Raw genomic sequence first — 11,124 nt, forward strand, 5'->3', positions numbered from 1 at the left:
GCGATTAAAATCGCCCGTGTCGCTTATATCTCAGCACTAAAGTGACTGAGTTTTACGCATACCGTGTTGTTCTATAAGGTGATTATAGAAGTAAAATCTGTCGAATCCCTCAAAGAAATTCATGCCGTACAACTTCTAACTTACCTCAAACTCACCGATTATAAACTTGGACTCCTACTCAATTTTAACGTTCTCCAACTCAAACAAGGTATTAAACGTATAGCCAATAAACTCTAACTCCGTGAACCTCTGCGTTTAAAAACTGATTAATTCCACCAACCGCAAAACCTCCGCAACCGTCCAAGCTTGGGCAAAACAACCCCGTGGAGTAAATGGTGCATCACCATCAAAAATTTCGCTCAAGCTACCAACTCCGCGATCGCAAAGGTGATTTGCCATTGGTTCGAGAAATTGACGTGCTTGTGCAGGATTATTATACACCTTGAGATGGGCGGAAACAAATGCACCTAGCAACCAACCCCACACTGTACCTTGATGATAAGCTCCATCTCTTTGATACTGATTACCTCCGTAAATACCTCGATAGGTAACTTCTTCCGGACTGAGCGATCGCAAACCATAGGAAGTTAGGAGGAAACGACCACAAATATCTACTATAGAACGTTGTTGAATAGTTGACAAAGGGCTTTCTGGTAAGGAAACAGCAAATAATTGATTGGGACGTAATGACCCATCATTCCCATCTGGTGTATCTAAAACATCATAACAATAGTTAGTTTTCGGATTCCAAAAGCGGGAAAATTTCACCAAAGTTCGATCCGCGATCGCAGTATATTCTTGGTGGGGTTTACCCAAATGACGGGCAAAATCTGCCATTGAACGCAAAGCATTGTACCAAAGTGCATTAATTTCGATTGGTTTGCCAATGCGTGGTGTCACTACCCAGTTATCGACTTTTGCATCCATCCAAGTTAATTGGGTTCCATTTTCCCCTGCATACAGTAATCCATCGGATGCGTCGAGGTGGATATTATAGCGGGTTCCCCGACAGTACCAGTCGATGATGTCTGCCAAGATGGGAAAGAGTTGTTCGAGTAAGGTGTCATCTTCTGTAGCGCTATAGTAAGCACGAATTGCCTCAAAATACCACAGGGTTGCATCGACGGTGTTGTATTCGGGTATTTCTGCCCCATCTGGGAAGCGATTGGGTAGCATTCCCATATCTACATATTTCGCGAAAGTGCGGAGAATTGAACGAGCTATTTCTGGTCTTCCCGTCGCTAGGGTTAATCCTGGTAAACTAATCATCGTGTCTCTTCCCCAGTCACCAAACCAGGGGTAACCAGCAATGATAGTTTTACCGTGGGGTTCTTCGGGAGATGGACGTTCGACGATAAATTGATCTGCTGCTAGAACTAATTGCTTAATCCAAGTAGGGGAATTTTTTAACCTATTTAAATGGTGGATTTTCCAAGTCTCTAATAATTTTTGCTCGTAAGCATGACGTGATTTTAAAGCAGTTTCACCACTATTTTTCGGATTACTAGATTTAACTTGCTTGGAGGTACTAGCTATAAAAGTAAAAGATTCTCCAGGGTTCAGGGTAACTTGGAATGTGGCAGCATGGAGATGGTCTTCACTATCACTTAATCCTCGCTCGCGCTCCATAGCTAAATCAAAACCATAGTACCAATTATGGGATGGAGATGCGATCGCATTTTCTGTAAATAAATATAACGATGTTGCCCCTGGATAAGCAGTTACAGCAATTCCTCCCTCAACCTCTTCAATTGCCATTTTCCAGCCGTTTGCTTGGGTGCTACTATGATAATCGCGGTGATTTACCATTGCTTTGAGGGTTAGTTTCAATGGTTGAGTTCCCCGTCGTAGCAAGTATTGGACGTAGGTTGTATTTTCCCCTTGCTGCATCCAAATCCGTTTTTCTAACAGTGCATCCCCACAAGCAAAATGCCACACAGGAATTGTACCTTCGAGTGTAAACCGTTCGATGTGGCGGAAACCTTGGGGACTGACGATACCATCTGTCCAACGGTTAGCATGTAAAGGATAGGTATGGTTATCGTAGATGGCTGTTTCATCAATTTTAGTTAGTAGCAAAGTACGCCCTAGTGGGGGTTTGAGTGCTGCCACTAAAAGCCCGTGATAGCGACGTGTTAACAATCCTGCCACTGTTCCAGAAGCAAAACCACCAATGCCATTTGTAACTAACCATTCTCGTGATTCTGCTGTATCCAAATGACCACAAATTTCCCGTCCAAATTCGATGCACATTTTCACTCAGCCGTGAGGAACCCTTTACAGATTATCTATCTTTAGGAGAAGTTAATATTGCTGTTTGGGTTAAGAGTTGTTGAGCAACAACCAAAATTATTCGTAGGGGCGAATAATAGCCATTCGCCCTCTTGATATAATTTGCAAAGGTGAAGGATTATGCGATCGCATTTCCCCCATCCTTGAGTTCAAAATTAAGGCTTGGGAGATGTGGGAGGTTTGGGATTACCAAGAATGTAATCACGACAGGCTTTAGTATCAACAGGTTGGTCTTTTTTCGGATTGCAAGGATTGGGCTTTTTATCTGCTGATGTATCACCACTGGTAATTGGTTTACCTTTCACCCAAGGACAACGGATCGGTTTACCATTCTTATCTGTGCATGGAACCTTTTGTTCAAGGCTACCAGTTTCTGAAGTTAGAGATTGTTGCTGTGCGATCGCGGTAGGAGAAAATAAAACGGTTGCCAGCAGTGCGATGTTAACTAATTTGTAAAGGGGAAGCATAATCAAATTATTGGTTTTGAGCTTGTACTACTTTGAATATGTTCTGCTTCCCTGGTTTATGCACTGCAATCCCATCTCAATTTATTTAAAATTAGCTTCAGTTAGAAAAAATACCTGGAATATTTACAGAGACGTAGCAATGCTACGTCTCTACCATCTTTTTTGGGCGAACAACCGTACTCCGAAGCGGAGAAGCAAGCTACGCCCCTACAATTGGTGTATGTATTGATTAACCTTCGCTGGGTACGAAATTTAATGAAACTCCGTTCATACAATAGCGTTGCCCTGTGGGTTTGGGACCATCACCAAATACATGTCCTAAGTGTCCGCCACAATTGCTACAATGCACTTCTACCCTTGTCATGAATAAGGTTTTATCGGTGGTAGTTGCGATCGCACCTTCGATTGGTGCAAAAAAACTAGGCCATCCTGTGCCACTGTTAAACTTTGTATCGGAAGTGAACAACGCTTGCCCACATCCCGAACAATTATAAGTACCTTTGTCGTATTCTTTATCTAATGGACTTGTACCTGCCCTTTCTGTCCCATGTTTACGCAAAACACGGAATTGTTCGGGTGTTAAGGTAGCTTGCCATTCTTGTTCTGTTTTACTAACTTGATATTGGTCTTTTGATGCTGTCATGGTTGTTCTCCGATTTGGGTAGCAAGATTGCAATCCTATAATTAGTACTGCCGCACTCCCTTGTAAAAGGTATCGTCTAGTTATCATATATATTTACATTATGTAACAATTTACTAGGGATTGAGCCGCAATCTGTTGTAATTATTATTTAATCCTGGAAAGCTGAGTATTTGGTGATAATTAGTTAAGAATTGGGGAAAAATGCAAAAATAACCGCAGATACACGCGGATATACGCAGATAATTTATGATTTTTAAGACGGATTTGCAAGTTCGCTGATTTCTTGTTCGGTATATTCGCAATAGATATTGAGTCCAATTTTGAGGATATAAAGCACAAAAATTGTCGCTATTGATGGATCGATTGGTAAACCAGTGGAAGCAAGTACATAACCAATTACTGCTGTTAATAAAACTGCATTTTCTGGACTTTTTGTGTATTCACTTAGACGGGCACGAAATCCATCATCCCCGCAAAGCTCTTCCCTTAATACATCTGATGTTGTTTGCCAAAGTGATTTTTTTGGAGCAGTGGGAGTTTCCCCATTTTTATTAATCCAAAGTTCCTCAAATGATGATTCCAGATTACCTTTATGTCTTGCGATCGCATCAACCGCTTTATCTGCTGGGGTATAATCTTTTAATAGTTCATGAACTGTATTAATTTCGTTTGGTGTTAGCTGTAAATTCATATAAATCCCTAAAAATTGTTTTGTAAAGACGGGATATATCGCGCCTCTCTTATATTTTGTTATATTGCATATCTACAATCTATGGGACAACTGAACCATTAACAGGTAAAGTAAAACTAAATGTTGCACCTGCATTGGGAGAACTTTTGACGCTGACTTCACCCCCATGTGCCGTAATAATTTGTCTACACAAGTATAAACCCAAACCTAATCCCAAGCCTAAACTTAACGAACTACGTACACTCGTGCCACGAAAATAGAGGTCAAATAATCTTTCACATTGCTGTTCTGTCATTCCCACACCGTTATCAGCGACAGTACAACAAATCATTCCTCCATCGATTTTAGCATCGACAGTAATAGTTAAGCCAGGAGGGTTATGCTTAAGGGAATTACCAATTAAATTGGAAAATACCCGCCACAATTGAAAAGAGTCACCCTTAACTGCTGGTAAATCTACTTTAATCTGGTTTGTGAGGGTTGCTTCGTTTTGGGTTAACGTTGGTTGTAGGTCTGCGATCGCATCTTCAGCGACTTGATATAAGTTAACTGGTTGAAGTTGTAATGAAATCCCCTCAATCTCGCTTACATGAGCTTCCATTAAGGAATTAATTAAATTTAACTGCCGTTCTCCACTTTGCAACATCCGCTCTAGAATAAAGCGAGAGACAGGAATTGGGGATTGGGGAGATGCATTATCTATTCCCCCATGCAAAAGATTCCGCAACACCATCAAAGTACCTAAAACTGGATTGCGTAAGTCGTGGGAAACAGCGTGGAAAAAGACTCGTAATGCTTCTTCTGTGCGTTTTCTGTCGCTGATATCTAAAATTACTCCCACTAATCCGCCTAAAGTCCCATCGACTTTGGCGTAGGTTGCTTTGTAAAATATGACATCATGCTGTTTACCATCGGCATAAAGCATCGAACTTTCGTAAGTTTGGACTCCAGGTTTTTGAAACAGCGACATATCGGCTTGATGATATTTATCTGCAAGCTCTTTGGGTATAATTTCAGATGTGGTACTGCCGATAATTATTGCTTTTTTTAATCCTAAAGCTGTTTCAAAGGACTTGTTACAACCAACATACAATCCTTGGGCATTTTGATAATATACAGGTGCAGGTATAGTATCAATTAAAACTTGTAAAAAGTCGAATTGTTCTTGTAAAGCTTCTTCAGCACGTTTACGTTTGGTTATATCCTCAATAGTGCCTTCGTAATAAAGAATATCTCCTTTGCGATCGCGAACAGCATATGCTTTTTCGGAAATCCAAACAATATGACGATATTCTCCCTCATAGTTATATTCTGTAGAATTGCGTCGATATATTTGTGACTCAAATTCTGAGATGCTACCGTATTCCTCAATTAAATGTATAAAATCAGTACGACGCTGAGGGTTTACGTAAAGTTGACTGCTAATGTCCGTAAAGTAATCAATTATCTCTTCCGGTGTTGTAAAACCAAAAATCCTCGCCAGTGCCGGGTTTGCGGTGATGTAGCGTCCTTCCGGTGTACTTTGAAAAATTCCTTCAACTGCATTTTCAAATATACTGCGGTATTTTGCTTCGGCTATTTTAAGTTTTGTGTTGGTGATTTCCAGTTCTTTCCTGGCTTGAAATTCTCGCGATTGCAAGCGATCGTATAAGTAAACCCCAAGGTTACAAATCGCACAAAGCCAAAATACGTAAAGAAGAAATGTAACGTTATATATTGGTTCTGGATTGTTTGGTGTTATTACTTTGAAACCAAGTGCAAAGTTTACGCCGAAATAGTAAATTAATAATACCATTTGCGACATTAGATGCAGCGTCCACCGCACTGGCATGAAAGTAGCTTGACCAAGAAAAAGTAATGACCAAGTTAAAATATCAGGGAGTGCAAAACCTTTGAGGGTACTAAATATTTGCTGTCCAAGACTGATTGACCAAGATAAACCCAGAAATAATACTCCTGGGTGACGGCGACCAAATCGGGTACGATGGAGTAGTATTGTAATAATTATACTTAATAGCATTGCCCCGTTTAGAAGCAATGTATGTTGTGTAAGTTGCTTTGGTATATCAGCAAATTCCCGTAGTGGAGAGAAAAAGTTATAAATATCGCGAATGACGAAACTAATTAAACAGAGAAGTGCTAACCACGACCATAATCGCAAACGCTGCCACAAAAAGTTTCGTCGCCATGTTTCATATTTAACAGTAATCACCCCAGTAGTTGGGGTGATATATGTAGAAACTGTTTGTCTCCATCTTCGTTTTACGCTTCTGAGTAACCCAGTCATTTTTTAATTTGGGAATTGGGGAATTGGGCATTGGGAATTGAGGAGTTTTCCTCCGCATTTACTCCCAGTTATTAACTCTTAATTTCTAACTTCTAACTTCTAACTTCTAACTCCTAACTAATTAACAATTGGCAATGTAAATAAAATAGTTAATCCTCGCTTGCGGTTACTAATGACGGAAATTTCCCCACCATGTGCCTTGATTATTTGACGACACATATATAATTTTAAACTAGTGCAGGTTGATGAACGGCTTTGTGGTTCGCGGATATGTAAATCAAAAAAGCGATCGCATTCAATTTTACTGATTTCAATCCCGTTATCTTGAATGGTACAGCGAATTTTTCCAGCTTCAACCCTGGCTTTGAGGATAATCTTTAATCCTGGTGGGTTATTTTGACAAGTATAAGTCAATAAAGCGACAAATAGTTTACGTAATAATTCTTGGTCAGCTTTAACTGTTGGAAAGTTTTCTCCGATTGAGTTGTCTAATTTAGCTTGATATTTATTTAAAAGTGATGCAATATCTTGAACTATTGCTTTTATTAATGTGCTAAATTTTACAATTTCTTGATTCATGATTAATGCTTTTGTATCGCTGGAATTTATTTCTAGCAATGAATCAATCATTCCCAGTTGTCGTTCATTTCCCTCTATCATTCGTTCGACTATTGACTGAGCAATCGGAGAATCTCCAGTTTGTCTTTCCCTATTCCCTACTTGTTCCCTAATTAAATTATTTAATACCATCAAATTACCGATTACAGAGGTTCGCAAATCGTGGGAAACTGTATGTAACATCACATCTTTGATGCGACTGAGTTCTTGAATTTCCTGTACTTTTTCCTGAAGCTGTGCAGTTCTTTCTTCGACTTGCCGTTCTAAATTGGTGTTTAATTTATGTAACTGTGATTCTGCTTGTTTGCTTTTGGTGATATTTTTATTTATTGCCAGAATGCACTTTACTCCTTCTAAATCAATTATTTCTGCTGATAGTTGTGCGATTATGACTTCCCCTGACTTACAACGGAATTCAAATTCGAGATTATTAACCGCACCTGTATTATTTAATTCCCGTAATAATTGAGTGCGATCGCTTGGATTTACCCAAATATTTAACTCTAATGCTGTCTTTCCCACAGTTTCGTCACGTTCGTAACCTGTGAGTCGCACAAAGCTGTTGTTAACGTCGATGTAACGTCCTTCTGCTAAAGTACTAATTGTAATTGGATCGGGACTACAACGGAAGGCTTTAGAAAATTTTTCGGCTAAGTGTTTTAGTGTTGTTTCTGTTTTTTTGTTTTCAGTAATATCACGGACAATTGCTAAAACTTCGGCTTTACCACTGATTACCAAACGTGCTTCGTAATCACGCATTCCCAAGGCTGTTGGTAATTGATACTCGCAAGTTTGTAAGCTGCGAGATGCTAAAGTGCGACAAATTGCCGCGTAACTATCCCTTGCCACATCGCTAGGTAATAAATCCCACAAGTTTTTGCCGACTATTTGTTCACGAGGAATGGTTACATTTGCTCCCTCACCTTTAAAATCTAAATATTCTCCATCACCACTAATACGAAACATTAGATCGGGAATTGCGTCTAAAATAGCTTTATATCGTCCTTCACTGGCACGTAAATTATCTTCTGTCAATTTATGCTTAGTAATATCCATCACTAAACCTTCCCAAAGAATATCTCCATTCGCTTGTTTTTGGGGATGTACAGAAATTTGTACCCATTTATTTTTGCTACTAAGTGTCAAAATTTCCCCTTGCCAACACCAAGGAGCAAGGGTGATACTTGATACTGTGACTAATTCAATAAAAGTGTGAATATCCTGCGATCGCAACAGATTAAGTAAGATATTAAAATCGTTTTGGATGACTTCTAGTTGTAGTTCGCATAATTCGTGACAACCCGAACTAGCAGAAATAATCAGCGAATTGTTTTGTTTCTGAAGTATCTGGAAAATGACTCCTGGTAAACTAGTAGCAATTTTTTCTAATAATGAAAAATCTAAATTAGTCATTGGGCAATTAGGAGTAGAAATTACAACTGAAACTAGTACAGCAGGGTAGAAATAAAGTTACTTATACAAAAAGCTTTCTTTCTTTTGAATTTTTACTTTTTACTTTTACCTTGTTGCACTAGACACTTTTCCCATCCCTATTCCTTAGATTAAAACTAAAAGATAAGAAATGCATTCACCCTATTGGATGAAGCAGTTGCAGGAAGGTAATTTAGCTTAGAGTTTGTGAAAGTCTAATACCCTAAGATTCTAATTCTGCTAATTCCATCCATCTTGCTGTAGCTTTATCAATAGCTTGCTTGAATTCTTCCACTTGTTTATATAATTTCTCCACTTGTGTATAATTTTCGGATGAAATATTGGCGATTGCTGCTTCAACTTTGACTTTTTCGGTTTCTAATTGGGCAATTTTACCTTCAAGTTGTTCAAATTCACGTTTTTCCCAATTTGACAACTTACGTTTATTTTTAGTTTCTATGTTACTTTGCAAAGAATCTGTATTTTCTACATCGATATTTTTGGGTTTTTCCTTCGTCTCAGTTGCTTGTCGTGCTTTTTCTTCTTGTTCTTCAGCTTTTTTATAGTCGAGATAAATCGAATAATTACCTGGATATTGACGGATATTTCCACCTGGTTCCAGGGAAAAAACCGTATCTATAGTACGATCAAGAAAATAGCGATCGTGGGAAACTACGATGACACAACCTGGGAAATCCTCTAAATATTCTTCTAATATTGCTAGAGTCTGCACATCCAAATCATTAGTCGGTTCATCTAATATTAAAACATTCGGCGCACCCATCAAAATTCGTAACAAAAATAAACGGCGTTTTTCTCCACCAGAAAGTTTACTGATTGGTGAATATTGTTGATTTCCAGGGAATAAAAACCGCTCTAACATTTGCGAAGCAGTAATCTGAGTTCCATCAGCAATTTTGATAAATTCTCCCTCTTCCTTGATATAGTCAATCACGCGCTGACTTTCATTTAATGCCGTCATTAACTCATCAGAATGCTGGTCAAAATAACCGATATGAATAGTAGTACCAATATCCACCTTTCCAGAGTCAGGTGTATCTTTTCCAGTAATCATATTCATCAAAGTTGATTTTCCAGCCCCATTTTCGCCAATAATGCCAATCCTATCTTCCGGGCTAAAATAGTAAGTAAAATTTTTAATTAAAGTGCGATCGCGATAAGCTTTAGACACATTTTCAAGTTCAATTACTTTCTTCCCAATTCGTCTTGTAACTGTCGAAATATCAACCTTACCTAACCCTTCCTTAAAATCAGTTTCCCGCATTGCCTCAATACGCTGAATCCGCGCTTTTTGCTTGGTACTTCTGGCTTTAGGACCACGTTTTAACCATTCTAATTCCCGTCGCAATACACCTTGAAATTTACGCTGACTACTAGCAGCAGAATCTTCCGATAAAGCTTTCTTTTCGAGGTAATAAGAATAGTTGCCAGCAAAGCTGTAAATATCACCTCGATCAATCTCAACAATCCGGTTAGTAACCTTATCCAGAAAATAGCGATCGTGGGTAATTAATAATAAAGCTCCCCGATATCTATTCAAATAGCTTTGTAACCACTCCACCGAAAGTGCATCTAAATGGTTTGTCGGTTCATCCATTAATAATAAATCTGGTTCCGATAACAAAGCAGTTGCTAAAGCAATGCGCTTCCGATAACCACCCGATAAAGTCCCTACTATCGCATTAAAGTCAGTAATTCCTAACTTAGAAAGAATCACTTTCGCGTTAGTTTCCAATTCCCAAGCACCAGTAGTATCCATACGTTGCATAACTACTGACAAGCGTGACATTAACTGATTATCTTCAGGATGATGGGCTAACTTATTCGATATTTCCTCATACTCCCGCACCAAAGACATTTGTTCCCCACTATCAGCAAAAACTTGCTCCAAAACAGTATTATTTTCATCAACATCTGGCTGTTGGGGTAAGTAAATGACCTTTGCGCCGGAATTCGTTAAAATCTGTCCAGAATCAATTGATTCGAGACCAGCAATCATTTTTAGTAGAGTTGATTTACCAGAACCATTAGTACCAATTAGACCGACTTTATCATTTACATCTAAACTTAAATTAGCATCGATTAAAATTTCTTTAATCCCAAAATCTTTTTTGACTGATTGGAGGGTGACAAGACTCATAATAATTAGTTAAAATTTAAATTGGACAACTTTTTTAGCAAAGAAATTGGAACTTGATTTATTCTTACTTGCAATCTTATTACACGCAAGAGATAACAACCGCAGTAGACACGTAGTGGCTTCTGGTAGAGTAAGACGCGGATAAATACAGATAGAAAATGTAACTCACTCGAATGCAAAATGCTGTACTTAATTTCAAAAACACAATAAACTTTCAAATAAAACCTGTACGGTAAATAGTTTAACGTCTTTTTGGTCTTGTAATCCCTAGAAATTGGGTTTCTCCCTCACGGCAAATCTCCAACTCAGCACGACTTTCCCAGAAACCCAACTTCTCCCCTCATGCACAACCCCAGGTAAAAGGAAGAAACTGGGTTTGCATCGGTTATACATCGAAAATAGTCATGTAGATTTCAAGAGAAATCCGGTTTCTTGAGATTTCACCTCAATATTAGACTAGAGTAATCCAAGAAATAAATGATCCAACTGTTGATCCTGAGTCGCTATGTAATAGACAGAGATGCTTCATTGCGC

General features: G+C 38.7%; 7 protein-coding genes and 1 pseudogene. 1 reads left to right on the top strand and 7 read right to left on the bottom strand.

Translation table 11 applies throughout. The annotated features are described in order from the left end of the window. Window positions 1-75 precede the first annotated feature (75 nt). Window positions 76-237 (top strand): annotated as a pseudogene (locus tag CK510_RS18205) (GxxExxY protein); the annotation flags it as partial. Between the two features lie 18 nt (window positions 238-255). On the opposite strand, the gene CK510_RS18210 reads toward CK510_RS18205, so the two are convergent. The 7 genes from CK510_RS18210 to CK510_RS18240 all read right to left on the bottom strand — a co-directional run bounded on the left by CK510_RS18210 (window position 256) and on the right by CK510_RS18240 (window position 10,590). After that, window positions 256-2,253 (bottom strand): amylo-alpha-1,6-glucosidase, encoded by a 1,998-nt coding sequence (locus CK510_RS18210; RefSeq protein WP_095723054.1) that lies wholly within the window; start codon window positions 2,251-2,253, stop codon window positions 256-258. Between the two features lie 194 nt (window positions 2,254-2,447). Continuing rightward, entirely contained in the window at window positions 2,448-2,759 is a 312-nt protein-coding gene (locus tag CK510_RS18215; RefSeq protein ID WP_095723055.1) for a hypothetical protein, read from the bottom strand. 229 nt (window positions 2,760-2,988) lie between these two features. Beyond that, window positions 2,989-3,402: a peptide-methionine (R)-S-oxide reductase MsrB gene (gene msrB / locus CK510_RS18220; RefSeq protein ID WP_245912201.1), complete on the bottom strand. Its 414-nt coding sequence runs from the start codon at window positions 3,400-3,402 to the stop codon at window positions 2,989-2,991. A gap of 253 nt (window positions 3,403-3,655) precedes the next feature. Beyond that, on the bottom strand, window positions 3,656-4,093 hold the full coding sequence (locus CK510_RS18225; protein WP_095723056.1) for a hypothetical protein: 438 nt from the start codon (window positions 4,091-4,093) through the stop codon (window positions 3,656-3,658). A 79-nt stretch (window positions 4,094-4,172) separates the two neighbouring features. Next, window positions 4,173-6,380, bottom strand: coding sequence for a PAS domain S-box protein (locus CK510_RS18230; protein WP_095723057.1), 2,208 nt, complete (start codon window positions 6,378-6,380; stop codon window positions 4,173-4,175). A gap of 117 nt (window positions 6,381-6,497) precedes the next feature. Continuing rightward, window positions 6,498-8,411 (bottom strand): sensor histidine kinase, encoded by a 1,914-nt coding sequence (locus CK510_RS18235; RefSeq protein ID WP_095723058.1) that lies wholly within the window; start codon window positions 8,409-8,411, stop codon window positions 6,498-6,500. Between the two features lie 241 nt (window positions 8,412-8,652). Continuing rightward, window positions 8,653-10,590 carry an ABC-F family ATP-binding cassette domain-containing protein gene (locus tag CK510_RS18240; RefSeq protein WP_095723059.1) on the bottom strand — a complete coding sequence of 646 codons (1,938 nt, stop codon included), beginning with the start codon at window positions 10,588-10,590 and terminating at the stop codon, window positions 8,653-8,655. Window positions 10,591-11,124: the final 534 nt, after the last annotated feature.

It is taken from the genome of Brunnivagina elsteri CCALA 953 (assembly GCF_002289455.1).
GTDB classification, from domain to species: domain Bacteria; phylum Cyanobacteriota; class Cyanobacteriia; order Cyanobacteriales; family Nostocaceae; genus Brunnivagina; species Brunnivagina elsteri.